The sequence below is a fragment of the Erythrobacter litoralis genome (assembly GCF_001719165.1).
GTDB lineage: Bacteria > Pseudomonadota > Alphaproteobacteria > Sphingomonadales > Sphingomonadaceae > Erythrobacter > Erythrobacter litoralis.
Map to the genome: position 1 here is coordinate 2,976,485 of NZ_CP017057.1, position 25,341 is coordinate 3,001,825.

Annotated in this window: 34 protein-coding genes and 1 tRNA gene; 20 read left to right on the forward strand and 15 right to left on the reverse strand. The window is 64.7% G+C overall.

Annotation, left to right across the window (positions count from 1 at the left end; genetic code table 11):
- The first annotated feature begins 169 nt into the window (after window positions 1–169).
- The 5 genes from Ga0102493_RS14135 to Ga0102493_RS14155 all read left to right on the forward strand — a co-directional run bounded on the left by Ga0102493_RS14135 (window position 170) and on the right by Ga0102493_RS14155 (window position 2,790).
- Complete coding sequence (locus Ga0102493_RS14135; RefSeq protein WP_069297565.1) at window positions 170–352, forward strand: hypothetical protein; 183 nt, start codon at window positions 170–172, stop codon at window positions 350–352.
- A complete protein-coding gene (locus tag Ga0102493_RS14140; protein ID WP_150132490.1) occupies window positions 349–1,182 on the forward strand; it encodes a hypothetical protein in 834 nt (277 codons plus the stop codon). The genes Ga0102493_RS14135 and Ga0102493_RS14140 overlap by 4 nt, the downstream gene beginning before the upstream one ends.
- A 623-nt stretch (window positions 1,183–1,805) precedes the next feature.
- Window positions 1,806–2,156: a PilZ domain-containing protein gene (locus tag Ga0102493_RS14145; protein WP_081845573.1), complete on the forward strand. Its 351-nt coding sequence runs from the start codon at window positions 1,806–1,808 to the stop codon at window positions 2,154–2,156.
- A gap of 158 nt (window positions 2,157–2,314) precedes the next feature.
- Window positions 2,315–2,497: a hypothetical protein gene (locus tag Ga0102493_RS14150; protein ID WP_034902125.1), complete on the forward strand. Its 183-nt coding sequence runs from the start codon at window positions 2,315–2,317 to the stop codon at window positions 2,495–2,497.
- A 2-nt stretch (window positions 2,498–2,499) separates the two neighbouring features.
- Window positions 2,500–2,790: a hypothetical protein gene (locus Ga0102493_RS14155; protein WP_034902127.1), complete on the forward strand. Its 291-nt coding sequence runs from the start codon at window positions 2,500–2,502 to the stop codon at window positions 2,788–2,790.
- A 4-nt stretch (window positions 2,791–2,794) separates the two neighbouring features.
- Here Ga0102493_RS14155 and Ga0102493_RS14160 read toward each other — a convergent pair whose 3' ends face one another.
- Complete coding sequence (locus Ga0102493_RS14160; protein ID WP_034902129.1) at window positions 2,795–3,163, reverse strand: hypothetical protein; 369 nt, start codon at window positions 3,161–3,163, stop codon at window positions 2,795–2,797.
- Between the two features lie 366 nt (window positions 3,164–3,529).
- Here Ga0102493_RS14160 and Ga0102493_RS14165 point away from each other — a divergent pair, with 366 nt between their 5' ends.
- Entirely contained in the window at window positions 3,530–4,576 is a 1,047-nt protein-coding gene (locus tag Ga0102493_RS14165) for a ribonucleotide-diphosphate reductase subunit beta (protein WP_034902132.1), read from the forward strand.
- Window positions 4,577–4,782: 206 nt separating this feature from the next.
- A complete protein-coding gene (locus tag Ga0102493_RS14170) occupies window positions 4,783–5,076 on the forward strand; it encodes a DUF1294 domain-containing protein (RefSeq protein ID WP_034902133.1) in 294 nt (97 codons plus the stop codon).
- Between the two features lie 218 nt (window positions 5,077–5,294).
- Here the strand turns inward: Ga0102493_RS14170 and Ga0102493_RS14175 are convergent, their stop codons facing one another.
- The gene (locus tag Ga0102493_RS14175) at window positions 5,295–5,855 is read right to left on the reverse strand and encodes a thermonuclease family protein (protein ID WP_236922241.1); all 561 of its coding nucleotides are present in this window, start codon (window positions 5,853–5,855) and stop codon (window positions 5,295–5,297) included.
- Window positions 5,856–6,021: 166 nt separating this feature from the next.
- On the opposite strand from Ga0102493_RS14175, the gene Ga0102493_RS14180 reads away from it, so the two are divergent.
- From Ga0102493_RS14180 to Ga0102493_RS14195, 5 genes are all read left to right on the forward strand, one after another.
- Entirely contained in the window at window positions 6,022–6,297 is a 276-nt protein-coding gene (locus Ga0102493_RS14180; protein WP_034902134.1) for a YdcH family protein, read from the forward strand.
- Complete coding sequence (locus Ga0102493_RS16195) at window positions 6,290–6,436, forward strand: hypothetical protein (RefSeq protein WP_161490076.1); 147 nt, start codon at window positions 6,290–6,292, stop codon at window positions 6,434–6,436. Before Ga0102493_RS14180 ends, Ga0102493_RS16195 begins: the two co-directional genes overlap by 8 nt.
- Before the next feature lie 212 nt (window positions 6,437–6,648).
- Complete coding sequence (locus Ga0102493_RS14185; RefSeq protein ID WP_034902246.1) at window positions 6,649–6,906, forward strand: hypothetical protein; 258 nt, start codon at window positions 6,649–6,651, stop codon at window positions 6,904–6,906.
- An 81-nt stretch (window positions 6,907–6,987) separates the two neighbouring features.
- Entirely contained in the window at window positions 6,988–7,266 is a 279-nt protein-coding gene (locus Ga0102493_RS14190; protein WP_069297566.1) for a hypothetical protein, read from the forward strand.
- A gap of 51 nt (window positions 7,267–7,317) precedes the next feature.
- The gene (locus Ga0102493_RS14195; RefSeq protein WP_034902137.1) at window positions 7,318–8,244 is read left to right on the forward strand and encodes a sulfotransferase domain-containing protein; all 927 of its coding nucleotides are present in this window, start codon (window positions 7,318–7,320) and stop codon (window positions 8,242–8,244) included.
- A gap of 7 nt (window positions 8,245–8,251) precedes the next feature.
- Here Ga0102493_RS14195 and Ga0102493_RS14200 read toward each other — a convergent pair whose 3' ends face one another.
- Both Ga0102493_RS14200 and Ga0102493_RS14205 read right to left on the reverse strand, forming a co-directional pair.
- On the reverse strand, window positions 8,252–8,635 hold the full coding sequence (locus Ga0102493_RS14200) for a DUF4870 family protein (protein ID WP_034902138.1): 384 nt from the start codon (window positions 8,633–8,635) through the stop codon (window positions 8,252–8,254).
- A 78-nt stretch (window positions 8,636–8,713) separates the two neighbouring features.
- Window positions 8,714–9,229 (reverse strand): thermonuclease family protein, encoded by a 516-nt coding sequence (locus tag Ga0102493_RS14205; RefSeq protein WP_051697750.1) that lies wholly within the window; start codon window positions 9,227–9,229, stop codon window positions 8,714–8,716.
- 175 nt (window positions 9,230–9,404) lie between these two features.
- On the opposite strand from Ga0102493_RS14205, the gene argB reads away from it, so the two are divergent.
- The 5 genes from argB (at window position 9,405) to Ga0102493_RS14230 (ending at window position 13,101) form a co-directional block, all read left to right on the forward strand.
- The gene (gene argB / locus Ga0102493_RS14210; RefSeq protein WP_034902140.1) at window positions 9,405–10,328 is read left to right on the forward strand and encodes an acetylglutamate kinase; all 924 of its coding nucleotides are present in this window, start codon (window positions 9,405–9,407) and stop codon (window positions 10,326–10,328) included.
- 117 nt (window positions 10,329–10,445) lie between these two features.
- Window positions 10,446–10,742 carry a YggT family protein gene (locus Ga0102493_RS14215; RefSeq protein WP_034902142.1) on the forward strand — a complete coding sequence of 99 codons (297 nt, stop codon included), beginning with the start codon at window positions 10,446–10,448 and terminating at the stop codon, window positions 10,740–10,742.
- A gap of 7 nt (window positions 10,743–10,749) precedes the next feature.
- Window positions 10,750–11,646 (forward strand): bifunctional methylenetetrahydrofolate dehydrogenase/methenyltetrahydrofolate cyclohydrolase FolD, encoded by an 897-nt coding sequence (folD, locus tag Ga0102493_RS14220; RefSeq protein WP_034902144.1) that lies wholly within the window; start codon window positions 10,750–10,752, stop codon window positions 11,644–11,646.
- Window positions 11,643–12,410, forward strand: coding sequence for a hypothetical protein (locus Ga0102493_RS14225; protein WP_034902146.1), 768 nt, complete (start codon window positions 11,643–11,645; stop codon window positions 12,408–12,410). Before folD ends, Ga0102493_RS14225 begins: the two co-directional genes overlap by 4 nt.
- 52 nt (window positions 12,411–12,462) lie before the next feature.
- Window positions 12,463–13,101 carry a MarC family protein gene (locus Ga0102493_RS14230; RefSeq protein ID WP_034902250.1) on the forward strand — a complete coding sequence of 213 codons (639 nt, stop codon included), beginning with the start codon at window positions 12,463–12,465 and terminating at the stop codon, window positions 13,099–13,101.
- Window positions 13,102–13,205: 104 nt separating this feature from the next.
- On the opposite strand, the gene Ga0102493_RS14235 is transcribed toward Ga0102493_RS14230, so the two are convergent.
- The 3 genes from Ga0102493_RS14235 to trxA form a co-directional block, all read right to left on the reverse strand.
- A complete protein-coding gene (locus Ga0102493_RS14235) occupies window positions 13,206–14,420 on the reverse strand; it encodes a vanadium-dependent haloperoxidase (RefSeq protein ID WP_034902148.1) in 1,215 nt (404 codons plus the stop codon).
- 179 nt (window positions 14,421–14,599) lie between these two features.
- Window positions 14,600–15,211, reverse strand: a complete 612-nt coding sequence (locus Ga0102493_RS14240; RefSeq protein WP_034902151.1) for an LON peptidase substrate-binding domain-containing protein — start codon at window positions 15,209–15,211, stop codon at window positions 14,600–14,602.
- A 7-nt stretch (window positions 15,212–15,218) separates the two neighbouring features.
- A complete protein-coding gene (trxA, locus tag Ga0102493_RS14245) occupies window positions 15,219–16,151 on the reverse strand; it encodes a thioredoxin (protein WP_034902153.1) in 933 nt (310 codons plus the stop codon).
- A 228-nt stretch (window positions 16,152–16,379) separates the two neighbouring features.
- Here trxA and Ga0102493_RS14250 point away from each other — a divergent pair.
- Window positions 16,380–16,454, forward strand: a tRNA-Gly gene (locus tag Ga0102493_RS14250).
- A gap of 166 nt (window positions 16,455–16,620) precedes the next feature.
- Window positions 16,621–18,813 (forward strand): TonB-dependent receptor, encoded by a 2,193-nt coding sequence (locus tag Ga0102493_RS14255; RefSeq protein WP_034902155.1) that lies wholly within the window; start codon window positions 16,621–16,623, stop codon window positions 18,811–18,813.
- A 36-nt stretch (window positions 18,814–18,849) separates the two neighbouring features.
- Here the strand turns inward: Ga0102493_RS14255 and Ga0102493_RS16200 are convergent, their stop codons facing one another.
- The 4 genes from Ga0102493_RS16200 to Ga0102493_RS14275 form a co-directional block, all read right to left on the reverse strand.
- Window positions 18,850–19,083 (reverse strand): hypothetical protein, encoded by a 234-nt coding sequence (locus Ga0102493_RS16200; RefSeq protein WP_051697752.1) that lies wholly within the window; start codon window positions 19,081–19,083, stop codon window positions 18,850–18,852.
- Window positions 19,084–19,172: 89 nt separating this feature from the next.
- A complete protein-coding gene (locus Ga0102493_RS14265) occupies window positions 19,173–19,385 on the reverse strand; it encodes a hypothetical protein (protein WP_150132492.1) in 213 nt (70 codons plus the stop codon).
- A gap of 101 nt (window positions 19,386–19,486) precedes the next feature.
- Complete coding sequence (locus Ga0102493_RS14270) at window positions 19,487–20,662, reverse strand: saccharopine dehydrogenase family protein (protein WP_034902159.1); 1,176 nt, start codon at window positions 20,660–20,662, stop codon at window positions 19,487–19,489.
- A gap of 136 nt (window positions 20,663–20,798) precedes the next feature.
- Entirely contained in the window at window positions 20,799–21,266 is a 468-nt protein-coding gene (locus Ga0102493_RS14275; RefSeq protein WP_034902161.1) for a hypothetical protein, read from the reverse strand.
- 191 nt (window positions 21,267–21,457) lie between these two features.
- Here Ga0102493_RS14275 and Ga0102493_RS14280 point away from each other — a divergent pair, with 191 nt between their 5' ends.
- Window positions 21,458–21,814 carry a PilZ domain-containing protein gene (locus Ga0102493_RS14280; protein WP_161490077.1) on the forward strand — a complete coding sequence of 119 codons (357 nt, stop codon included), beginning with the start codon at window positions 21,458–21,460 and terminating at the stop codon, window positions 21,812–21,814.
- 82 nt (window positions 21,815–21,896) lie between these two features.
- Here the strand turns inward: Ga0102493_RS14280 and dcd are convergent, their stop codons facing one another.
- The 4 genes from dcd to Ga0102493_RS14300 form a co-directional block, all read right to left on the reverse strand.
- Complete coding sequence (dcd, locus tag Ga0102493_RS14285; RefSeq protein ID WP_034902164.1) at window positions 21,897–22,451, reverse strand: dCTP deaminase; 555 nt, start codon at window positions 22,449–22,451, stop codon at window positions 21,897–21,899.
- A gap of 76 nt (window positions 22,452–22,527) precedes the next feature.
- Window positions 22,528–23,418 carry an alpha/beta fold hydrolase gene (locus Ga0102493_RS14290; RefSeq protein ID WP_034902165.1) on the reverse strand — a complete coding sequence of 297 codons (891 nt, stop codon included), beginning with the start codon at window positions 23,416–23,418 and terminating at the stop codon, window positions 22,528–22,530.
- A 165-nt stretch (window positions 23,419–23,583) separates the two neighbouring features.
- Window positions 23,584–24,102: a hypothetical protein gene (locus tag Ga0102493_RS14295; protein ID WP_034902166.1), complete on the reverse strand. Its 519-nt coding sequence runs from the start codon at window positions 24,100–24,102 to the stop codon at window positions 23,584–23,586.
- Between the two features lie 266 nt (window positions 24,103–24,368).
- On the reverse strand, window positions 24,369–25,301 hold the full coding sequence (locus Ga0102493_RS14300; protein ID WP_034902167.1) for a TraB/GumN family protein: 933 nt from the start codon (window positions 25,299–25,301) through the stop codon (window positions 24,369–24,371).
- Between the last annotated feature and the right edge of the window lie 40 nt (window positions 25,302–25,341).

Sequence of the window (25,341 nt, forward strand, 5' to 3'; positions counted from 1 at the left end):
GGATCGCAGGAGATGTCACGGGTAAAAGGTTAGGAGGAGGGAAAAGGCACCCCTGCAGCCTGACGTCAGTACCGAAGGGGTGCCGTGGGGAATCCAGACATAGAAGATTCCAGTTCATCGCCCTATATCCGTGATGAAGAACGCAACGTAGAAAAGAGGAGGCTCTCACATGGCGGATCAGAGTTTCAGCCAATCCGACAGGGCCAGGGAAAAGCAGGCCGCGCGCGACCTCGATGAACGCGATCTCGTCGCCGGACGCATCGATGTAGCTTCGCTCCAAGAGCGCAACGGTTTCATCCCTCGTAACCTCGCTCGGCGCGCAAGAGTCCGTCAATGGAATGAGATCGATTGATCGCCATGCCTGACGTCCTTCCACAGAGCATCGTGGAGAAGGTCATGGACCTGACCGCTCCCGTGGAGGGCGCGCTGCTGGTCGGAGGTCAGGCATTGAATTTCTGGGCCGAGCGCTACAGCGAGAAGGCTCCCGAACTGTCGGACTATGCTCCATTCGTTTCGAAGGATATCGATTTCTTCGGAACCGGGACCGTCGCGGCAAAGATCGCCGAAAGACTCGGTGGCCGCGTCCAGTATCCCAAGGAGAACGACCATACACCGAATGCAGCAGTCGTGCATGCAACAATCGAGGGTCACGAACTCGAGATCGACATCCTGTCGAACGTCATAGGTCCACCTGCCGACAAGCTACTCAAGCAGATGGTGATCATGGACTTTCCAATGCGGTCCGGCGGCGATGAGACCGCCATAGCCCTCGCAGTCATGCATCCTCTACACTGCCTCCAGAGCAGGGCTGCCAACGTGATTACCTTGGGAAGAAAATACGATGTCGCAAAACGCCAGCTGAATGCCGCACCAATCGTGCTTCGCGAATACATCTCCGAGGCCTTGGGCGATGGGTCGGACCCTAATCGAACGCGCGTTGCCACGTCGGTCCTGAAGTCCCTCGACGCATACCTCCAGACCGATATCGTAGGTCGCCGTCTACATATGCGGATGAAGAACAACCCGCTAGGTGTCATAAGGGCCTTTGAAGGCGATCCGAGGCTGGACGAACGCTATCGAGAAAATCAGCTCAAACGGATGATCACCGACATTTCCGCCCGTCAGGCAAGGGATCGCAACCAGATGGCAGCGGTCGCCATGGGGCAAGGCATTCCTCGATAACCATAAGTGCGAGATCGACGGCGGTCTCAGTTCCGGGCTGTCTGACCGCATAACACTCGCTTGAAAGTCGGCTCCGTATACTCTCCGCGAGGATCGGAGCGAACCGCCCCCAACAACACACATCGCGTCTTCCCGCGGAGGCCCTCGCCTCCGCGGTGCTTCGACGTGCCCACCTCGAAGTCCTCGATCAACCCGATCTGGCCGATATCGATGATGTGACCGTCGACGACATCACGACCGATGCCGACGGAAGAAGCGTTCTCTACCTTCGCTCTCGCCGGACTTCACTGCCGTTTCCCGACGAATTCCGGAGGGCGGAGTGAGACAGAGAAGCCATGATTTAACCTTGGAGAACTGGCGACCTTGTCCTAGAATCAGGATGAAAGTCATTCTCCGCCCAACCGATCGAATGACAGGAGAAAGATCAATGAACACCCCGTTGCACAAATGCACCCGGCAGGTGCGCAATTGCGCAGTGAGATACCCTCACATTCTAACTAAGAGCTGCCAGTAAGCATCGGGCAGTAGGCATTGCGCTCCTGCCCTCGGCAACCAAAACCCCGCCCGGCCCCGCATGGCCCGGCGGGGTTTTTGTTTACCATCACCTGCTAGGATCGCGCGCCATGAGAAACCGCCGTTCCCAGCGCGTTCCGACAAGCGCCACCGGCTCGTGCCGGACGGCGCGCGGGATGCAGTGGGACATCCACCTCGAAGACCTGTCCTGCGGCGGCTGCCGGGTGGAAGACCCGCGCGGCGGGATGGCTCTCGGGGAATTCGTCCGCCTGTTCATCGCCGGGACCGGGCCGCATATCGCCGAAGTCGCATGGCGACAGGGCAGCCGCGTGGGGCTGGAATTCCAGACCCCGCTGCCCGAACGGATCTTCGCCCTCCTCGCCGAGGGACGCTGGGACGATGCAAAGCACGCCCTCGCCGATCCGCGCCATTTCGGCTTCGCGCGGCGTTCCTGCCTTTAGGCCTGCCTCCAGGCCTGCCCTTACGCCTGCCTTTCCGGGATCACCGCGAAAAGGCGCGCAATTCGCGATGCGCCGCATGCACTCGCCAAGCCCTGCGGCCTGTGACATAGTTTCGCCGCCGCTGAAATTGCGCGGCGTGACAAAGGGGAAGGAATGCCATGGGTCTGCCGTTCTGGGCGGGTGTTTTCGGTGCTGTCGTCTCGATCGTTTTTCTCATCCGCGCATGGCTCGAACTGCGCCGGAACCGCGAAGGTCACCTGCGCAACGCGGCGATGATCCATGTCGGCATGGCGGGACTGTTCCTTCCCGCCTGCCTCGTCATCATTCTCGCCTACATGTGACCATGCGCGCCGCCCCCCGCCTGATCGCCGCCCTGGCGCTTGCACTCTTGGTGTCTGCCTGCGCGCGGCAGGTCGATGCGGGGGTCAGCGAAGCCGCCGGCACGCCCGGTTTCTGGTGGGGCCTGTGGCACGGCTTCATCTTCCCATGGGCGTGGATCGGCTCGCTGTTCTCGGACCAGATCGCGGTTTACGCCGTCCCCAACCGGGGCGGGTGGTACGATTTCGGCTTCTTCGTCGGCATCACCGTCCTTGGCGGGGGGAGCTTCTTCGGCTCCCGCTCCCGCAAGGACTAGATGCCTATTTCCCGCCGAGCGGGCGCGCCGCATCGGTGCGCACGCGGGTCGCGGGGTCGTCTTCGCTGTTGCCCAGGGCGACCGGATCGATCGCTCCGCCGACCGAACCGAAGCCCATTTCGGCCGCCGGGGCGTCGTCTGCGGCATCCTGTCGGTCGGGGTCTCCGTCGTCGCGGGCTTCCTGCCTGTATCCGGGCTTGTATTCGCCGGGCGCGAGATCGCCCATGACGCTGTCGGGCGCGCCCTCGCGGCGATAGCCCGGTTCGGCCGGACCGCTGCGCTCGGGCTCCATCGGATGGGTCGAAGGCGTCAGCGTGATGTTGCGCGAATCCCCATCCGGAAAGGGGCCGGTTACGGGATCGTTCTTCGCCATTGGTGTTCTCCTGTCGATGTGTTTGTCGTCGAATCAATCCGGCAGGGGAGGACGGCGTTCCGAGAAAGTCGCTTGCGATCATGGATATCGGCCATGAACGCGGCGCAAGTGCGCAGGCCCGGCGCATGGCCAGCGCATGGCCAGCGCATGGGCAGCGCCCGATCCGCGCCGATCCGACCGCTCACTTGCACGCCGCGCACCGCGCGATGATGCGTGCCCTGCATCGGACGAGGCGCACCGCTTTACCCGGACTCGATTCGACTCAGGAAATGCACGGCTTATCCCCACCGAATCATACGCGCTTGCCTTCGATTCCGTAGTTTGTTTCCCTACATAGGAAGCGCACTCAAACTCAGGGGACACAAGATGTCGTTGCTCGAAGCCCGCAAGACCTACAAGCCGTTCGAATATCCGTGGGCATACGACTTCTGGAAACGCCAGCAGCAGATCCACTGGATGCCCGAGGAAGTCCCTCTGGGTGAGGATTGCCGCGACTGGGCGCAGAAGATCACCGATCACGAGCGCAACCTGCTCACCCAGATCTTCCGCTTCTTCACCCAGGCCGACGTCGAGGTGCAGAACTGCTACCACGACCAGTACGGCCGCGTGTTCAAGCCGACCGAGGTCAAGATGATGCTCGCCGCCTTCTCCAACATGGAGACGGTGCACATCGCCGCCTATTCGCACCTGCTCGACACGATCGGGATGCCCGAAAGCGAATACAGCGCCTTCCTCGAATACGAGGAGATGAAGGACAAGCACGATTTCCTCCAGCAGTTCGGCGTCGACACCGACGAGGACATCGCCCGCACGCTCGCCGTGTTCGGCGGCTTCACCGAGGGGCTGCAGCTGTTCGCGTCCTTCGCCATGCTGATGAACTTCCCGCGCCACAACAAGATGAAGGGCATGGGCCAGATCGTCAGCTGGTCGGTCCGCGACGAATCGCTCCACTGCGAAGGCATCATCAAGCTTTTCCACGCCTTCTGCGAGGAACGCGGCTGCCTGACCAAGGCGGTGAAGGAGGACATCATCGACATCTGCCAGAAGACGGTGCGGCTGGAGGATGCCTTCATCGACCTCGCCTTCGAGATGGGCCCGGTCGACGGGATGAGCCCGAAAGAGATCAAGAAGTACATCCGCTACATCGCGGACTGGCGCCTGAACCAGCTCGGCCTGCCGCCGATCTACATGGTCGAGGACCACCCCCTGCCGTGGCTCGCGCCGCTGCTGAACGGGGTCGAGCACGCCAACTTCTTCGAAACGCGCGCGACCGAATATTCCAAGGGCGCGACGCGCGGCAACTGGAACGACGTGTGGTCGAGCTTCGACAAGCGCCAGAAGGCAAAGGCGGTCAACGAGGACGGCGTCGAGGGCGACGGCCCGGACATGTTCGGAGTTGAGGCTGCGGAGTAGGGCTTTGTATACAAAGCATTATATTGAATCAGACAGGGCAGCCCAAAGTTCATCTTTTCGGCTGAACCTCATTCCCCGGCCTTCCCGCTTTCGCGCGGATCACGTTGGTGGGAGCGGCACAGTCCTCCCTTCACGCGAGGAAGGGAGATTGCGGCACCATCCCACGCGCAACCATTCCTAAACCGCTTCGCCCGAAAATCCCGGCGATGGACCTCACCGCGCTGCTCACGCCGGCCAATATCCCCGTCGCCGTAGTGGCGGTGAACGTCCTCGCCTTCGCCGCCTTCGGGATCAACAAGGCGCCCGCCGGGCAGGGGATGCGGCGGATTTCCGAGGATACGCTGCTCCAGCTGGCCTTCCTCGGCGGGGTCGCGGGGGCCTATGCCGGGCGGGAGCTGTTCCGGCACAAAACGCGAAAGCAGCCGTTCAGCAACCAGCTTCACATGATCGCCGGGCTCCAGCTGTGCGCGGCGGCGTTCATGACCGTCTACCTGTGGTAGCGCTCAACACCACGCCCGCCACGCGCCAATCGCCTCAACGCATCGTCCAACCCACCCCGAAACCCTACACAGCCTCCTGTCGGACTCCCCGAGAGTCCAATCCAACCCGGCACCCCTCCCGCACGCGGCGCGGCCCGTACCACCCCCTTCGGCAGGGCGCATGACCGACGCGAACCAACGCCCAACAGCTCCGCCGCGCGGGGGCCTAGAACGCGCCTTCAGCACCATTCGCGCCGCGGGCCGCCCCAGCGCATGGCGAGGCCTTCGCGCACCAGCGCTTCGCCCAGGCTTTTGCCATCGCGCAGCACCACGCGAAGCGCGCGGCCATAACGGTCCGTCTCCCGGCCCGAGGGGCTGGGGGCGAGGGTGAATTCGCCCGCATTGAGCAATTCCTGCAGCCGCCGCGTCGCGCGCTCGCCCAGCGCCGCCTCGCGCGGGCAGGAGGGGCGGGAAACCTCGGGCGCGTCGATGTCGGCGATGCGGATCTTCGTGCCGCGATACCAGATCGTGTCCCCGTCGACGACGCAGGTGACGCGCCTCGATCCGGCGCAGATCGGGAAGAAGGCGCGCTCGGCCCCGCGGGCAGCACCGGGCATGCCCGCCGAAACCTGCGCCCCGGCATCGTTCGACCCGCCCGGGCCGGGGGCGAAGAAGAGGCCCAGGAACGCCGCTCCGGGAAGCGCCACCATCACCGCCCCGAACCAGCGCCCGCGAGGCTGCCTGTTCGAGGTCACGAGGCGCAGGTGGCTGCGCCGCGAACCTTTGCCGAATGATCCCATGTCCGACATGGCTTGGGTCTGGCCGCGAAATCCTCAAGATTGACTGAACGCGAAATGCGGGAGCATTCGCAAGGCGGATATTCGGCGCACCGGCTTGACCCATGTCAAAGACGCCCTGCCAGCCCCGGCATAGCATCCTCATCACCACCAATAGGGGAGAACACGCATGTCCGCTCACACGCCGCACGAACTCGCCGACGAATTTCCGCACGATGCCGACGTGCTCCACCGGCTCAAGCTGGGCGATGCGCATTTCAACAGCCTTGCCTCGCGCTATCACGCGGTAAACCGGGCGATCCACCGGGTCGAAAGCGAGATCGAACCGGCGAGCGATGAATACACCGAACAGCTCAAGCGCCGGCGCCTTGCCCTGCTCGACGAGATCGCGCTGATGGTCGAAAGGGCAGAGGGCAGGTTCGCCCCGGAAACCGCCCATGCCTAGCCTGCCTGGCCGTGCGCGCGGGCCGCTATCGGGCCTGAAACGCCGCATCCGCCGCCAGAACCGCCGCCGCGCGGCGATGATGGCGCTCGTCGGCAGCGCGATGCTGGCGCGCACGGTCATGAAACGCGCCCGCGCCTAGGCCCGCCGGGCGCGCGCGAAAGAACATCCCTTCCCCGTCGCCTTTGAAGAAACGGGGGGTCTGCACTCCGAAGATCCCACGGAGCGGCAGGCCTGTGGGCGGCGCATGAGGCGATGCGCCGCCCCATTTTCGTGCCCGCAATCCGCAGATTCCCCTTTCGCTCCCCCCTTGCGCTGCGTTACCCATTCGCGCGCAGCAAGGAGGATGCCGCCATGACTTATAATGCCCGCCCCGCCCTGACGCTCGTTCCCGCACTTGCGCTCGCGCTCGCCGCCTGCGCCGGGGAAGAAGAGGAACGCAATTACGAAGTCGATGCCGAGGACCTGTCGGGCGGCGAATTGCAGGTTCGCGAACCCGATCCGAACGAAGTCCCGGTCGATGTGCCCGAGGTCGAAATGACCAATGTCCCGCCCGAGGAAGCCGAGGCGATGGAACAGGGGGCGATGGAACAGGGAGCTTCGTACGAATAGACCGCCCGCATCCCCCTATGCGGGGGCCGCGGATCGGAACGGGCAGCGGCGAGGCGCGTAAGGTCATCGAAGGAGATGACGATGAACCACGCCCGCAACGATACCGAAACGAAGCGCGCTGCGCTCGTTCCCCTGGCGCTGGCCTCGATCCTGGCGCTCGCCGCCTGCGGTCCCGAAACCGAAGAGACCGCGCCGCTCGGTGAAAGCGCCGAGGCGGACATCGTCGGGTCCGAGCCGGTCGATGACCACGAGCAGGGCGAATCGCCCGAGGCGATCAACGATCCCACGAATGAGGGGCCGCCGCTCATCAACCAGACCGGTCCCGACCGCGACGACGGGATAGACGTGGAAATCGAATAGGCATATCCGGCTGGAGAGCGTCCCGCCTTCCCGGGCGCCGAAGGGGGGGATATGACACAGGACGCCGCAGCATTGCCCGGCCCGGCGCGCAGCACCGATGGGGTCGGGGCGATCATGGATGCCGCCATGCGGGGCGAACGGCCCCACCACCGCGCTTACGAACCGCTCGGCCAGGGGCCTAAGGACGTCTTCATCACCAGCTGGGCGAAAAGCGGCACCACGCTGATGCAGCAGATGTTCCACCAGTTGCGCACCGCGTCTGCGGGCGGGGACATGGATTTCGACGACATCAGCCGCGTCGTGCCGTGGGACGACACCGCCTATCTGCTCGATTTCGACATGACCGCGCCCCAGCGCGCCGCCCCCCGGGGATTCAAGTCGCACAGGGAATATGAACGCCTGCCCGCAGGCCAGCGTTACGTCGTCACCCTGCGCGATCCGAAAGAGACATTCGTCTCGCATTACCGTTTCCTCGATGGCTGGCATCTGGAACGCGGCGCGGTGACGATGGAGGATTTCATGCCGCTCTGGCTGGGCGGCGGGCCGGGCGGTTGCGACTGTTTCACGCACCTTTTGAGCTGGCATGCCCGTCTTGGCGAAGCGGATTCGCTGGTGATGACCTACCGCGCCGTGGTGCGGGACCGCGCGGCGGCGATCCGGCGGCTCGCGGATTTCTGCGACATCGCGATCGGGCCGACCGAGGAAGCGCTGGTGTACGAGCGGACCTCGCGCGAATTCATGGCGGCGCACCGCGACCGCTTCGACGACGGAATGATCTGCCGGATCCTCGAGGAAAAGGCGGGCGTTCCGGCGACAAGCGATTCAACGAAGGTGCAGGCGACGGGCAGCACTCTCGATGCGCTTCCGCCCGCCATCGCCGAGACGATCGACGCGATGTGGGCGGAACGGGTCGCGCCGGTCACAGGCCATGCCGACTTCGCCTCGCTCGCCGCCGAGGTCGATGCCGCTCACGGCTGACAGGCGGTCAGAACAGCAGCGTCGCCGGGTCCGGCATGGGTTCGCGCTTCTGCGCCTTGACGAGGCTGAGCACGCTGCGCACCCCGGCCCAGACGGCGATGACCGGGAATAGCAGGAATCCGATCAGAACGAAGCTGAGCAGGCCCGCGATCAGGCTCGCGATGAGGCCGAACCAGAAGGTGCGGATGAGATAGCCGAAATGCGAATCCGCCCATGCCTCGCGGTTGTCGCCGCGCCAGACATGGGCAAGCACGATGCCGATCAGCCCGGAGATACCGGTCGCGAAGCTGAGCAGGTAGAGCAGCGCGATGACGGTCGGCTGGTTGAAATCGAATCCCGATCCCTGGGGCGGGCCGCCGCTTGACGGTTCGGTCGGTTCGGTCGTGGTCATGCGCGGATCCCCCTGCTTTGTTGCGATGCAGGAGACATTAGGGACGGGCGGGCCTCAGGGGCAAGCCCGGTTGCGGTTTCAGGCGCACCAATCGGTCGGCGCTTCGCCCCATCCGTCGCGCGCTGCAAGACCCCGGGCGACCATCGCCTCGGCGAGGTTCTGCGTGGTGCCGTCGGGCGCCACCCGGCGCGCCCGGCGCAGTTCCCGGCCGAATCGGTCGCGCGGTGGCTCGGCACCGCCGTTCCATTCGAACGCACCCTCGGCGAGCCATTCGTGCAAAGCCCGCTTCGCCCGCAGCGCGGCCTTGCGCTCCGCCTGGCACGCACCGTCGAGTTCGGGCGCATCGAAGCCAGTGAGGCGGATGCGGCGCAGTGCGTCCCCGGCGCCGAAAAGAACGACGGTATCGCCATCGACCACGCAGCCAGTGCGGCCGCCCATATCGCCGCCGCCCCTATCGTCGCCACAAAGCGCAAACGTCGCGTCGATCGCGACCCAGCCGCGCTCCTCCAGCACCGGGCGAACGCCGAACCACCAGGCCGCCATGACGATGCCGAGCAGAGCGGGCACGCGCCACAGCATCCACCATGTCAGCATGCGGCCAGATGGGCCGGAAGGATCGCGGCGCAGCGGTGAGCGGAAGCGGGGCGGCATTTGGGAATACGGGCTAGCAAAGCGCGCCGGTTCCCGCCACTCGCGCCTCATCAGCGCTTTGCATCGGCCCCGCGAGCCGCTAAGCGGCGCGCTCGCAGGCAGGTTGAGAGGCGGCACGATGAGCGCGAATGGGGAAAATGGCGGGGACCTCGCCCGGGGCCTGTCCAAGGCCGAAGTGCTGATCGAAGCCCTGCCCTATTTCCAGCGCTATGCCGGGCGCACCTTCGTGGTGAAATATGGCGGCCACGCCATGGGCAACGCCGAGGCCGCGCGCGATTTCGCAGAGGACATCGTGCTCTTGAAGGCGGTCGGTATCAACCCGGTCGTGGTCCATGGCGGCGGGCCGCAGATCGGCGACATGCTGCGCCGGCTGGGGGTGGAAAGCACCTTCGTCGACGGGCTGCGCGTGACCGACGAGGCCACCGCCAAGATCGCGGAAATGGTCCTGTCGGGCGCGATCAACAAGGAACTGGTCGGCTGGCTCGCAGGCGCGGGCGGCAAGGCGATCGGCCTGTCGGGCAAGGATGGCGGCCTCGTCATCGCGCGCAAGGTCGAGCGCACCACCAAGGACCCGACCAGCCTAATCGAAAGCGTCGTCGATCTCGGTTTCGTCGGTGAACCCGAGGCGGTCGACACCAGCGTCATCGACACCGCGGTCGCCGCGGGGATGATCCCCGTGATCGCCCCGATCGCGCCCGGAGCGGACGGGGCGACCTACAACATCAATGCCGACACCATGGCCGGAGCGATCGCCGCCGCTTTGGGCGCGGCCCGGCTGTTCCTCCTCACCGACGTTCCGGGCGTGCTCGATGCGGAGGGTGAACTGCTGACCGATCTCACTCCCCCCGCCATAGCCCGGCTGCGCGACGACGGCGTGATCAGCGGCGGCATGGTGCCCAAGCTCGAGACCTGCGTCGCGGCGGTCGAATCCGGCTGCGAGGCAGCGGTGGTGCTCGACGGGCGGGTTCCGCATGCCATGCTGCTCGAATTCTTCACCGCACGCGGTGCGGGAACGCTGGTGCGCGCGGCGGGCAATCCCTAACTAGGAGATGCATCCCCCCTTTCGCGGGACTGGCGCAAGCTGTATTGCCCGTCTAACACGCCCCGAGGGACGACCATCCGCGCTGCGATGCGCGCCAAACGGATAACAGGCAGACCCATGCAAGGATTACTCGCAGTCTACGACATCATCTCGATCCTAACCAGCGCGCTGGTGATGCTGATCATCATCCAGTTCGTGATCGGACTGCTTTTCGCGTTCAACGTGGTGAGCCCGTCCAACCAGTTCCTGATGTCGTTCTACACCTCGATCAACAACCTGCTCGATCCGATCCTGCGGCCGATCCGGCGGATCATGCCCGATACCGGCACGATCGATTTCTCGCCGCTGGTGCTGATCATCCTGCTGCAGATCCTGCTGCGGGTGATCCAGGCCCTGATTCAAAGCGCATACTGACCCCGGCATGACGCAAGCTACCCGCATCGACGGCAAGGCCTTTGCCGCGCGCCTGCGCGAAAAGGTCGGCGAACATGCACATCGCTTCGCCGAAAGGACCGGGCGCAAGCCGGGGCTCGCCGTCGTGCTGGTGGGCGAGGATCCGGCGAGCCAGGTCTATGTCGGTAGCAAGGGCAAGGCGACCCTTGCCGCCAACATGGAAAGCTTCGAACATCGCCTGCCCGCCGACACGAGCGAGGCGGACCTCGTCGCGCTGGTCAAGACGCTCAACACGGATGACGCGGTCGACGGCATCCTTGTCCAGCTGCCGCTGCCCGATCACATCGACGAACAGGCCGTCATCGCCGCGATCGACCCGGACAAGGACGTCGACGGCTTTCACGTCATCAATGCCGGGCGTCTGAGTGTCGGGCAGGCGGGCTTCGTCCCCTGCACGCCGCTCGGCTGCATCATGCTGCTCAAGGACCTTCACGGCGACCTGTCGGGGATGGACGCGGTCGTCATCGGGCGCTCGAACATCGTCGGCAAACCGATGGCGCAGCTTCTCGTCGATGCGAACGCCACCGTCACCATCGCCCACAGCCGGACGAAGGATCTCGCCGAAACCGTGCGCCGCGCCGATATCGTGGTCGCAGCGGTCGGTCGGCCCGAGATCATACGGGGAGACTGGCTGAAGCCCGGTGCGACGGTGATCGACGTGGGCATCAATCGCCTCCCGCCCGAGCCGGGCCGGGAAAAGGGGCGGCTGGTCGGCGATGTCGCCTATGACGAGGCGGCAGAGGTCGCAGGGGCGATCACCCCGGTGCCGGGCGGGGTCGGGCCGATGACGATTGCCGTTCTCCTGCGCAACACGCTCGTCGCGGCGCATCGCAATGAAGGGCTCGCCCCGCCGGAGGGCCTGTGAGAAGGCGCACCGCCGCGGCACTGCTTCTCGCCACCGCCGCGCTCGCCGTGGCCGGCTGCGCATCGGGCCAGCGGCGCGGACCTTCGCCGGAGGTCATCAAGCGGGTGCTCACCGGTGCGCCGGGCGAAGCGCAGCCGAGCCTCGTCGTCGCGACCGAGGTCGCCTATGCGCGCGCCGCCCGCGAAAGAGGCCAATATACCGCAATGAGCGAATTCGCCGCCCCAACCGCGCTTCTCCATGGGCGCAACGGGCCGGTATCGTTCGCTGCCATCTCCGGTGCGCTCGAAGATCCTCCCAAGGCGGTGCAATGGGCCCCGCGCACGGTCGTCATCAGCTGCGACGGCGCGCTCGCCGTCAGTGCGGGCCGCTTCCGCGATCAGGAAGGCTTCGTCGGCAATTACGTCACGACTTGGGTCCGGCAATCCGACGGCGATTACAAATGGGCCTATGACGTCGCCGGGCGCGACGATCCGCAGCCGCCGCCGAAACCGGAGCCGGAGGAAGGCGACATCGTCGTCACCGCGATGGATTCGATCCTTGGCCTCGTCGCGAGCTGCCCGCCGAGGGGGCTCGAGGTGCCCGCGCCGCCCGCGGTGTCTATCGGCGAGGGCGCAGGCGATGCACGGCTGTCCTCCGACGGGACCCTGCGCTGGCGCTGGGAGCACGGCGCCGACGGCACCAAACAGGTCGCGGTCGATTATTTCTACGAAGGCGAATGGGTCACCGCGATCGAGGAAAGCCTTGCATCTCCGGCTCAGGAATGATGAGGGGCGGCTCGCCCGCCGCCTTCCTTCCCGATAGGTTCGAACCGACGTGATCTTTTCCGAACTCTTCATCTCGGCCTTCGTCACCCTGTTCGTGGTGATCGACCCGCCCGGCTGTGCGCCGATCTATGCCGGCCTGACCAAGCAGGCGAGCGCAGCGCAGTCGCGAAGCATGGCCCTGCGCGCGACCTTCATCGCCGCGATCATCCTCCTCATCTTCGCCTTTTTCGGCGAGCCGCTGCTTTCCGCGCTCCATATCGAGCTCGACAGCTTTCGCATCGCTGGCGGGCTGATGCTGTTCTGGATCGCGTTCGACATGGTGTTCGAGAAGCGCACCCAGCGCCGCGAGGAACGCGCCGAGAAGATCGCCGCGCAAAGCGGTTCCGGACCCGAGATCGAGGACGTGTCGGTCTTTCCGATGGCGATGCCGATGCTGGCGGGGCCGGGCGCGATCGCGGCGATCATGCTGCTGATGAACGAGGCGGAAAGCGCGGCGGAGCGGATCGAGGTATTTGTGGCATTGGGCGCGGTGCTGGCGATCACCGCGGCGGCGCTGGTCGCGGCCGGGCCGATCATCCGTCTGCTCGGCGACAAGGTCGAGGCGGTGATCACGCGGCTGCTTGGCGTGCTTCTAGCGGCACTGGCGGCGCAATACGTGATCGACGGTGTGAAGGGCAGCTTTGGCGGCTGAGTGACCACGGGCCGACATTTCCGTGACGACCCCCGAAGCGCGTCCGCCCGATATCCGTCCCTTGAGCGGACTATCGACCAAGTGCCCTCTGGAAGGCCAGACCGTCAGGGTTCGATCGGCGGTAACAGCGTAAGCGTGCGTGCCGCTACCTGGCGCCCCAGACGCTCACCCGCTTCGTTCGAAAACCGGAAGTGAGCCCCGCCCAATATGCGCGAGTAAGACACTTCTTCGACCCATTTGTCGAATGTCGGAAGGGTCTGCGTGGCAGCAAGCTCAAGGGAGCGCGAACCCACCTTCACACCGCCTTCCGGAGCATTGCCGACCTCGGCCTTGAACACTTCGGCGACGGCTGCAGTCCAGCTGCAATGGGCGCAAGGGTATTCCGGGTGATTGGGGGTGTTGAGCAATGGCTGCCAATCTGCGTCGATCTCGGTTCCCGGATTGTCGTCCCTGTCCGCATTGCGAATGGCGGTGATCGGTCGCCAGAAATTGTAGCGCAGCTTGGCCATCCCGGTGACAACCGATGTGTCCGCATCCGCAATGTTGATGAGCGCATAGAGCCGCGCATTGTCGACCGTACTGCGGCCGGGGCGATCGGCGATGCTGCGCAGGGCGGGAATGGTCACCGGGGTTATGCGATAGCGCGCCATCACCGTCTGCACCGGATCGCGGGCCGTGCTGTCTCGCGCTCCGAGCGATTTCACCTCATTGAAATCGCGCGCCCAGATCACGCTAGTGAGCGAGGGAGGGGGCGGCGGCATCAATTCCTCGAAATTGCCATAGGACAAGGTCACAAGGGTAGACATTTCGTCAGCGTAGGCTGGCAAGGCCCCGGGCACGTAGGTTCCCGGGGTCGTGACAGGTCGATATCGCACGAAAGTCGCGCCTTCGCGGGTAGCCGGCATGGCAATCGCCGCTTCTGCGGCTGCAATTCCGATTGCAGCGCCCGCTGATTTCCCGGCATCCGGCAAGGTGGCAAGCGCGAGCTCGTAACTGCGATCGATTTCCTGCTTGTGATCTGGGTAATAGGTCGAGAGCACTTCACGTGCCGCGGTCATGACGGCGGCCTCGACTGAGGCTTCGCCCGTTTCCCGATCAAGTGCGAGAAAGCTCTCGTATTTGTGATCGATCGCGTTGGCTGCCTCGAACATGGCAAGACCAAGGCGCACGTTGATATGGTGGCGTTCAACCGACCACGGGGTCCTGTCCACGGCGGCGATTTCCTGTGCCAGTCCGGCCCAGTCAGTCACGACCTCGGCCCGCACCGGCATCGCGAGAAAACATGACGCCAGCAGCGCACCTACGACCGTTTTCACCATTATGCCCCCCGGGTCCCGCTCTTTGATCGCTCGCACCATAGAGGCGCCCGATAGCGGCGCAAGACATCATGGGCAGTGGCAGCGTTGGAGAGTTATCGGCAGAATTCCCGATGTCGCCGATCGACCTACCGCCCGATCGCGCCCATTGTTATCCGCAGCCGGCCTCGGTCAGCCTCATCCTATTGCAGCGTCATGATCTCCTCGCCCCCGTCGCGGCGGCCGTAGAACTGCATCAGCTGGACCAGCAGCTCGCATCGCGCCGAAAGGTTCTCCGCCTCCAGCAGCGCCTGTTTCGAGGCCGGATCGAACGGGGCGATCTGGGATACGCCGTTGATCAGCGACTGGTCGTCGAGCCGCTCGACAGAATCCCAGTCGACTGAATAGCCCTGGCTGTCGGCGAAGTGGCGCGCCTCGCGCTCGAATCCGCCGCGCTGGGCGTGGGTCAGAGTTTCGTCCTCGTCGTCCTCGATCAATTCGCCCTCGACCTGGCGAAAGGCGGAGGTCACGTCGAGTTCGCGGATCAGGCGGAAGCGCGATTCGCCTTCGAGGATGAGGTTGTAGCGCCCGTCATCCATTGCCTCGATCTCGCCGATCCGCCCGACGCAGCCCACGGTGTAGAGGGGCGCACCCTCGAGCGGGCGCTGCGGCTGGATCATCGCGATCCGCCGGTCGCGCACCAGCGCATCGCCCACCAGCGCGCGGTAGCGCGGCTCGAAGATGTGGAGCGGCAATTGCAGCCCCGGGAAAAGGACCGCGCCAGGCAGGGGAAAGATGGAAAGGCGAAGGGGCATGCGCGCCTTACCCGAACAGGATTTTGGAAAGGCGGCGGCGGGTGGCGACGACCCATTGATCCTCTAGCCCGATCGCCTCGAACATCTTGAGAAGCTGCGTGCGCGCCGCGCCCTCGTTCCATTCGCGGTCCTTCTCCACCATGGCGAGCAGCGTGTCGGCGGCCTCGTCGCGGCGCCCCGCGGCGAAGGCCGCCTCGGCATAGGCGAGCTGGGCGTCCATGTCGTCCGGCGACGCCTCGGCCCTGGACTTGAGGTCGGCGAGTTCGCCCTCGTCCACCTTGGTGCCGGCCAGGTCGAGCGCGCTCCTGGCCGCGCCCATCGCCGGATCATTGGCGAGGCGCGGATCGTTCATCATCGCCTCGAACACCTGCCGCGCCTCGTCCACCTGGTCGAGCATGACAAGCGCCCGCACGAGCCCCGAGGCGGCCTGCGCATTGTCGGGCGCGAATTCGGTCACCTGCCCGAAAATCCCCGCCGCGCGCTGGGCATCGCCGCCGGTGAGCGCATCCTCGCCCATCTGGACGAACTGGGCGATTTCCTCGGCCGAAGGCCCCTGCTGCTGCCCGTCGGCGCCGTCCGCGCCGGCCTGCACCGGCAATTGCTGGAGCAGCTGGTCGAGCACCTGCTTCATCTGCGATTCGCTGCGCGCCTGCGTCAGGTCGGCGACCGGCTGGCCCTGGAACATCGCGTAGACGGTCGGGATCGAGCGAACCTGAAACTGGCTCGCGATGAACTGTTCCTCGTCGACATTGACCTTGGCGAGCACCACGCCCTTGTCGGCGTATTCGGCGGCGACCTTTTCGAGCATCGGCGCCAGCGCCTTGCACGGACCGCACCATTCGGCCCAGAAATCGAGAATGACGAGCTTCGACTGGGATGGTTCCACCACGTTCTTGCGGAAGCGGTCGACCGCCTTCTGTTCGTCGAGATTGAGACCCATGCTGGCCAAGTGATTGCTCCTGTCGTCTGGCTGGATCGTGGCTGTATGCCACAATGTGGGACGTTTTGGGGGATTGTGAAGCGCCCATTTGCGCTGGAGCCTCGCGCGCATGCGATCAAGTGCTAAATGCTCCATTTTTGGGCTTGCAGGCGCCGCACCTCGCTGCTAATCGCGCCGCCTCCACGGCAGAGAGGTTGCGGCACCGCCCTCCTGTCACGGCGCCAGTGAGCGGGCGTAGCTCAGGGGTAGAGCACAACCTTGCCAAGGTTGGGGTCGAGAGTTCGAATCTCTTCGCCCGCTCCAGTTTTCAAGAAGTTGCCCAGATTACCGCCTTGTGCGGCGCGTGGCTGTCGCAATTGTGCCGCACTCGGCCAGCCAAAATCCTGCGCGCCATGCTTTGGCCCTTGCATCCAACATAATGGCTGCTAGCTGCGTGAGACGTTATCTCATATAATATACGGAAGACTCCATGATCTCTCACACCTCGCGCATCGCGCCCTCCCATATCGCCCTTGCCGCCGCGCTCGGCTTGGCCGTCACGGCGACCCCTGCCATTGCCGAAGGCAATGCCGACGAAGCGGCCGAGGACGCAGCCCAGCCCACCGGTGGCGCGGCGCAGGTCGAGGACGATCTCCATAACCGCCAGAGCGAAGACAACATCATCGTCAGCGCCTCGGGCCTTCGTGAACTCGACGTGCTGGCCGGCACCAACGTGCTCGAAGCGCCCGAAATTCAGCGCGAGGCGGTGACCGGCCAGATCGGCGAACTGCTGACCAAAATCCCTGGTGTCTCGGCGACCAGTTTCGCCCCCGGCGCCTCGCGGCCCGTCCTGCGCGGCCAGCAGGGCGAGCGCGTGCGCGTGCTGGTCGATGGGGTCGGCACAGCGGACGTCTCGAACACCTCGGTCGACCATGCCACCACCATCGAACCTATCACGGTCGAGCGGATCGAAGTACTCCGCGGTCCGGCGGTCCTGCTCTACGGCAGCCAAGCGATCGGCGGCGCGGTCAACGTGATCGACAAGCGTATTCCGACCCGCATGCCCGAGGAAGATTTCCACCTCGATGCCTTCGCTGGGGTCGATAGCGCAAGCAACCTTCTCACCGGCGCGGCCTCGCTGGATGTCGGCTTCACCGACAATCTCGTGTTCCACGTCGACGGTTCGTGGCGCGATACCGGGAACGTGGACATCGGCGGTTTCCAGATCGCGCCCGAACTGCGCCAGGAACTACTCGAGGAAGCGGCCGAAAAGGAGGCCGACGGCGAGCCTGCGGAAGCCGAGGAGTTTCGCGAAACGGCCGCCCAGCGCGGTTTCATTCCGAACAGCGATATGCGCAGCTGGACCGTCAATGCTGGCCTCGGCCTGATCTTGGGCGAAAGCACCTTCGGCGCCTCGCTCGGCTATTACGACACCAACTATGGTGTTATCAAACGGCCCGGCCTCAAAAAGGAAGAGGAGGAAGAAGGCGGCGAAGGCGAAGCGGAGGAGGAGAACGTCCGCATCGACCTCGAGCAGTTCCGCGCCGACTTCAAGGGTGACATCTATTTGGGCGACGGCGCGTTCGAGCGGCTCAAGCTGAGGGTCGGTTATTCCGACTACACCCACACCGAATTCGAAGGCCCCGGCGAAGTCGGCACGGTGTTCGACAGCACAAGCGTGGAAGCCCGCGCCGAACTGGTGCAGAATGCCGAAGGCATGCTGCGCGGCGCGACCGGGATCCAGTATCTCCACCGCGATTTCAGCGCCGTGGGTGCGGAAGCCTACGTTCCGCCTAACCTGACCGACCAGGTGGCGATCTTCACGCTCCAGGAATTCGGTACCGGACCGATCCAGATTGAAGCTGCCGGCCGCGCCGAGTTCACCGACGTCGAGGCCCAGACCCTCGGTATCGCGCGCAACTATGATACCTTCTCGGGCGCACTCGGCGTGGTCTATGAAGGGATCGAGGGCATTCGCATCGGTCTCAACGGCTCGCGCGCCGAACGCGCGCCGAGTGCGGAGGAGCTGTTCTCAGACGGCCCGCATATCGCAACCCAGGCCTTCGAAATCGGCGATCCCGACCTCGACACCGAAAGCGCCCTCGGACTCGAGGCCTATGCCCGCGGCAGCATCGGTGCCGGAACGTTTAACCTGACTGTCTTCAAGCAGTGGTTCGACAACTACATTTTTCTCGAGGACGCCGGGTTTGAGGAAGACGGTCTGCCAGCCTTCCAATATCTACAGCGGGATGCCGACTTCTTCGGGATCGAGGCGGACTTTTCCTATCCGGTCATCGACACCGGCAGCTTCCGCCTACTGACCGACCTGCGCGGCTCCTATATCGAGGCGGATCTCGCCGATGGCACCGCCGTTCCGCGTATCCCGCCGCTCAGTCTGCTAGGCGCACTGGAAGCGCAGACCGGCGCCTTCGACGTGCGCGGCGAAGTGCAGTGGTTTGACGATCAGGACAACGTGACCACTTTCGAAACCCCCACCGATGGCTTCACCCTCGTCAATGCGATGGTGGCGTGGCGTCCGCTGGCAGATAATCGCAACGTTACCGTACTGGTGGCAGCGGACAACATCTTCGACGTCAACGGCCGCCGCCATGCGAGCTTCACAAAGGACTTCGTGCCGCTGATCGGGCGCAATTTCCGTGCAAGCGTGCGACTGTCCTTCTAAATCGCATCGACTCCTGACGGTCGTCTGGATTGACGCCTAGATCGTCAGTGACCAGAAAATGAGGGCAAAGATCCAGCCCGCATTGAAGACGGCGAGCATGGCCCATGTCGTGGCCTTGCTCGCCTGTTTGCGTCCGGGCCCGACGGCGACGTCGGGCTCCCGCCGGAACAGCCGCGCGACGTCGCGCGCATGAATAAGCAGCCACGCCCCGCTGACGAGCGTGACGAACCCGATAAGGAAGATTCCGGCCTGCATGTAGATGAGCGGCATGTTCGCCTCCGTTGGCAATTCCGTTGCTTACGGAGATTCAATGGCGCTCTTGCCCGCCCGGTTCCGAAATGTGCGGCCGCGCGCGCCTGTCAGCGGCCGAGCGAGACGCGCAGCACGATCAGGACTTCGGCGCTGACCGAAAAGCCGAACAGCGTCATCATCGCGCAGACCTGCCGGAAGCTCGCGAGGCGTTTTCCCAGTCCCGGATCGATCGGCAAGATGTGGCGCAGGATCAGCGCGACGTCGCGCGCATGCAGGACCAGCCAGGCCGAGGACAGGATGGACGTCGCGCTGAAGATCATCAGCATCGCCTGGACCGAAGGGAGTGAAATGCGCCTGTCTCCGCTGCTCGTTTCCCTCCGGCCGATCAATCCGCAAGGCCGCCCGCGCGTTCCCGCCCCTTTCAGTCCTCCGCCGCGAAACTGATCTCGGCATGTTCCTGGAGCCGGTCGACCAGCGCCTTGCCGAGGAAGGAGCCGGGCGTCCCGATCCCGCCATCCGCCTTGCAGTCGAGCAGCGCCATGCCGGTTTCGGACAGCATCCGGCTGGTCGAACCGTAGCCCGGGTCATACTTGCCCTTGACCGCGTAATGCAGCGTCTCGCCGCCCGGCATCTCAGCGACGAACAGCACGTCGTAGAACCCGTTCTCGCGCTCTTCCCTTGTCGGACCTTCGCCCGGCTTGGGCGGTTTCGAACCGAACGGGTTCTTCATCATCTCCTGCGCTGCCTCGGCCATCTTGCGGCCCGCTTCGCCGGGGCTGGTGAGCACCATCTCGTCATATTTGAAATCCTCGCCATAGGGGTGGCCGAGCAGGAAATTGGTGCGGTGCACGTTCTTGGTGTTGATCGGCGCCATGACGAAGGGCGCGGCCCATTTGCCGAGGTCCTCCTCGTGCCGCGGGACCATGCCCGAAGGCTGGTCCGGCCCCTCAAAGCCGGGGGTGAGGGCAAAGGGATCGCGCAGCAGCGAGATGATCGCCGGCTTGCGCATCGCGGCCTGCATTGTCGCGCCAAGGCTCGCCGCAGTGCCGCCCGAGAACGTCCCCTGCATCGAGCGCACCCGGCCCCGGATGCGCGGGGCGGGAGCGCCGAAGCGCGCCTTCGCAGCTTCCTGCGCCATCATCACGCCAAGGTCGAAGGGGATCGAATCGAAACCGGACGAAAAACAGATTCGTGCGCCGGTCTCTTTCGCCTTCGCGTGGTGCTGTTCGATCTTTTCGGCCATCCACGCCGGTTCGCCGCACAGGTCGGCATAATCGGTTCCGGTCTCCACACAGGCGGCGAGCAGGTTGTCGCCATACAGTTGGTAAGGCCCGACCGTGGTCAGCACGACCTTCGTGCGCTCGCACATCGCTTTCAATGAAGCGGGATCGTCGGCATCGGCCACCACCAGCGGGGTATCGGCGGGTGCACCGATTTCGTCGCGCACGGCCTCGAGCTTGTCGAGGCTGCGACCTGCCATCGCCCAATTCGGACCATCTTCGCGCTCGCCATAGTGATTGCTCAGATATTCCGCCACGAGACGGCCGGTATAGCCGGTCGCTCCATAGACGATGATGTCAAAGTCGGTTTCAGCCATGACAGTCCTCTCGATGCGTTACTCCAGCTTCAACTGGACCTGCGGGAACGGGTAAGGCCATTCCGCCGGAGATGCCAGCGCGAGTTGGCTTCACGGAGCGCTGCGGAGAGAAGGCTCACCGACACTGCTGGACGGATCAACCGGCTTTCTCGCTTGCCTCTTCTGGAGCCGCCGTGTTCTCAGGCAGCGTCAATTCGCGCCAGTTGCTTTCGAATTGATCGATTGGGTCTTTCACTCGGCCGACGATCTCACGCGCGCAGTATCTCAACCTGGTGGCGCTGCAGAACCCGTTGAAGGCGACCACGTATTGGTCGAACACTTCCGCGAATCTCTTCCTGACCAGAATGACCGAATAGAAGGCGACCCGTCCGCTCTCAGTAGTAAGGAGGACGAGCTTCCACCCGTCCTCATCCGCCTGGCCGACAGAGAGGGCGGCGCTGCCGGCGATTTCCTCGGTCACTTCGTGGGCCAGGAACGTTCCGATCCGATCGCCTCCGATATATTCGACCGAAATGGGATTTGCTTCGCCACGCGCGGAGGCGAGCGCAAAAGCGCAGCTCAGCGCAGCCGCAAAGGTGAGGCGAAGCAGGCTCCAATCCCCCATTGGTGAAGCTTAATCTGTAAATTAACCTTGTCCAGTGAGAATGCTTGCCGCAAGCGCCCCGGAACGTTGCGAAAAGAGCGCCTCCGGGGTGCGTTAAAGATAATTAAAGGTAAGGGTTGGAAACTTGCGCCGGGCAACGGAGGTCGGCGATGCTGATTACGAAACCGAAGCGGAAACCCAAGCGGGTACGGGTGCTCATCGACGGCACGCTTGAAGGGGCCGAGGGCACGCTCGCCGTGCGCGTCAGGGACATCTCGGAGGGCGGAGCGCTGATAGAGACGACCGACACCCCGAAGACGGGAGACAAGGTGCGTCTGTCGTGCCGCGGCCATGATCTCGCAGGCAAGGTTCTCTGGCAGAGGGGCGCTTGGGCCGGCATCCGCTTCGAACGGCCGCTCCAGAATGCAACATGGAATGAATTCGCGGCCATGGGTCTGCGGGTCGGAGCGCCGCGCAACTACCGGCCCGATCTGATTCCGGAGGATGAGGAACCAATCGAGGTGAGCCGACGCACAATCCGGATTCGTCGGACGGCTTCGGGCCGCTAGCCGGCCTAGATAGTCGTCACCAGGCTGACCAACGGATGCTGGGTCGAAAGCGCCTGCGATGCTGCAGATCGGCGCTTAGGCTCTAAAGACGCGGCAGCGTCACACCGCGCTGGCCCATGTATTTGCCCGCGCGGTCCTTGTAGCTCGTCTCGCAGCGTTCGTTGCCTTTCAGGAACAGGAACTGGCACGCGCCTTCATTGGCATAGATGCGCGCGGGCAGCGGGGTGGTGTTAGAGAATTCCAGCGTCACGTGCCCCTCCCAGCCCGGCTCCAGCGGGGTGACGTTCACGATGATCCCGCAGCGCGCATAGGTGCTCTTGCCAAGGCAGATGACCAGCACGTCCTCGGGCACGCGGAAATATTCGACCGTGCGGGCAAGCGCGAAGGAATTGGGCGGGATCACGCAGACGTCGGTCTCGCGGTCGACGAAGCTGTTTGCATCGAACTGTTTCGGATCGACGATCGCGCTGTCGACATTGGTGAAGATCTTGAACTCGGGCGCGACGCGCGCGTCATAGCCGTAGGAGGACAGGCCGTAGGAGATGCAGCCTTCGCGCCGCTGCGCCTCGACGAAAGGCTCGATCATGCCATTTTCGAGCGCCTGCTCGCGGATCCACTTGTCGGAAAGAATCGCCATGATGCCAGTGATTCCCCATGGGCGACCGGGCGGCAAGCAGGCGCGGCGATTTATCCGGCGATAGTCTTGCCGTCGATCAGGCGGCCTTCGCGTGAGCGGCGATCTCTTGCGCAAGCCGGTCCGTCAGTTCGAGAGGCAGATCGTGCCCCCAGCCGGGGATCGTGACCAGCCGTGCGCCCGGGATCGCCATGGCGGTATCCTCCCCCGCCTCGACCTTGACCAGCGGATCGTCCTCGCCGTGCAGCACCAGCGTCGGCGCGGTGACCGCGCCGAGTCGCCCGCGCCGGTCGCCATCCTCGATGATCGCCGCGAGCTGGCGTGGCAGGCCGTCGGGATAGACGCTGCGACGGACCGTTTTCAGCACCCGTTCGCGCAGTTTTTCATCGCTCGGCCGATAGGCCGGACTGCCGATCGCGCGCTGGACCCGCATGCCGTGGGCGACGACCGCCTCCTCCTCGAGCGACTTCAGCGGCGCGGTGAGCGCCTCCATCGCGTGTTTTTCCGCCTGGGGCAGTTTCGGATTGCCCGTGGTCGAGAAGATCGACGTGAGCGAAAGCAGGCGTTCGGGATGGTGCACCGCCATCAGCTGCGCGATCATCCCGCCCATCGAGGCGCCCACGACATGCGCGTGATCGATCGCCAGCGCATCGAGCAGCCCGGCCGCGTCGTCGGCCATGTCGGTGAGCGTGTAGGGCACGCGCGGGGGAAAGCCGAGCTTCGTCCACAGCACCTGCCACACCACCTTGGGCGGCCGCTCGCCCGCCATCTTCTGTGAAAGCCCGATATCGCGATTGTCGAAACGGATGACGCGAAAACCGCGTTGCACCAGCGCCTCGACGAATTCGTCCGGCCACAAGGTCAGCTGCGCACCAAGTCCCATCACCAGCAGGATCGGCGGATGCGCGGGGTCGCCGTGATCCTCGTAGAAAAGCTCGATTTGCGTATTGGGCGTGGTGATCGCGGGCATGGCTGGTCCGTATGCAGGGCTCGGTTGCCATGTGCCTATCGGCGCGCACCCGCCGGCGCAAGCGCTCCACCTGCGCGCGAGCCGCCCCTGCCTGCCCCGGGCGGGTTGCCCGGAGAGGAGGGACGGCCGCTCCAGCCGGTTGTCGGCGTCAGGGGGAAGGGGCTGCTAACCCCCGAGAACGATCGTCTCGCTCTCCGCCTCACCGGCAGCGAGCCGGGCGCGCTCGGACCTGGCAAGCGCAAGCTTGAGCTCCTTGTGCTGGATTTGGTCGGCGGCGAAGATGATGTTCGCCACGAAGCGCGCACCGTCCGCGTTGCCGACCGGCACGTCGGAAATGTTGCCGAGCCGCTTCACCGCGTATTTCGCCATTCTCTCCGCCTTCCAGTCGGCGCTGTTGGAATGGACCTCCAACTGTTCTGGCCGCCCGTCAGCGCCCATGCGGAAAGCGATCTGCACTATACCGTTTCCGGGCACGACGCTGTGGCGACCGGGCGCCTGGCGCAGCGCATTGTTGAGCTTGCGCGTCGCCTTGTCCTGCCAGCGCTTCATTTCGCTCTTGGACGTGACCTCGATCTGCTCCTGGTCGCCGGCCAGCGCCGGTGAAGCGACCATCGGCAGCGAAAGGCCGAGCGCGAGAACGGGGACGGCGAGATGCCGCAGGGGTTTGTAGGTATATCGGGTCATTGGATCATCCTCCTCGGTTCGTTCAGGAGGATCGGCCGTTCAGCGTCGAGCAGCAGGGCATCAGCCCATACCCGCAAGCGTCGGCGGCAATGGTCGATCCGACGTCGCGCCTCCGTTTCACCGGACGCCGTGACGTCAACAATGAATCTCGCACGTCGCACGGATCAATCAACGAAAGATCGCCGAGCGACGTTTTATTTCGCTGGAACCCTATCTGTCGACGATAAATGACACACCGCTCTCGACGAGCGCAGAGAGCGCAAGGTTCACTCGCTCCGCCAGTCCGGCCCCATGATGATCGCGCCTTCCCCTTCGAGCATGTCGAGCACGCCCTCCGGCTCGGCCAGCACGCGCAGGGGGACGACTGCGACGCTTACTCCGTCCTCGCCCATTGCCTGGGTGATCGATTCGACCCAGATACCGCGGATTTCCTCGCCCAGTTGCGGATCGGCCCAGGGCCAGCATGATCCGAGCGCGACCTCGAGGGGGTTCTGCATCACGCCGGGAATGTCGAACCGCCGCCACGCATTGCCCCGCGCCTCGATGATCTCCGGCCCCGCCTCGGCGGCGGTCATGGCCGCTTCGAGGCAGGGGATCTGCGTGCGCGGGTCGGCTTCGGACAGGCTGTCGAGCAGATCCTCACCCCGAAACCGCGGCGGGCGGATGATTTCGACGTCCGCATCCTCGGCGGATTCCTCGACCACCTCGGTCGCATCGTCCAATGTGTCGTCGTCGAAATCGAGCTGGCGGGCGAGCAGGTTGAACGCGGTGATGAGGAAGGAGGAGCGGTCGTAGTCCTTGTCGTATTTCGCCTCGAGCGCGGCGAGCCGGGCGCGCTGCTCGGCGTCGAGGTAGTCGCCCGCCACCGTCTTGTCAGGCAGCTTGAGAAAGCGCCCGGCGCGAAACATCACGCGGAAGAAATCGCCCGGCGAGAATTTGGGCCGCGAGCGCAGGATGACCCTTTGCGATTCCCCCACCGCCTCCTCGAGCCGGTCGGGCCGCCACGGCGTCGCCTCGGGCACGGCGCGAATCTCTCCGACGAGGATGATCGCGCCGGTGTCCGTGTCGATCGTCCACATCGGCGCGCCGGAACGCTGCGCGGTGACGAGGATGGAGTTTTCGGACGGCGACGCGGTGTCCTGCGCGGCGAGGGGGGCGGCAAGAGCCGCGAGCACGAAAGACAGGCAATACTTGCGCATGATCGAAAGAGATATCCTTCCTTTCCTGCATGCCGCTTGA